Raw genomic sequence first — 255 nt, 5'->3', positions numbered from 1 at the left:
CCGTACACGGAAGCGTTGCTGGCGGCGATTCCCGAGCACAATGTGGGCGCAGTGCGGCTTGCTGCGTTGCCCGGCATGGTGCCCGGGCGTGACGACCGGCCGAAAGGCTGCCTGTTCGCCCCGCGCTGCAAGTATGTGGTCGACGACTGCATGAAGGCGCGGCCGGCACTGGCGCCGATGCAAGGTCACGCTGAAGTAGCGCGCGTGCGCTGCATCAAACCCCTGAACCTGAGCGGCGACGCCAACGTTCACACC

At 67.1% G+C, this 255-nt stretch carries 1 protein-coding gene; it reads left to right on the top strand.

The genetic code is table 11. The annotated features are described in order from the left end of the window. A partial coding sequence (locus SB764_RS42480) for an oligopeptide/dipeptide ABC transporter ATP-binding protein (protein ID WP_410867104.1) occupies positions 1 to 255 on the top strand: 255 nt, incomplete at both ends.

It is taken from the genome of Paraburkholderia sp. SIMBA_027 (genome assembly GCF_046535315.1).
Classification (GTDB): domain Bacteria; phylum Pseudomonadota; class Gammaproteobacteria; order Burkholderiales; family Burkholderiaceae; genus Paraburkholderia; species Paraburkholderia tropica.
This window is presented reverse-complemented; position numbering and strand designations above follow the sequence as displayed.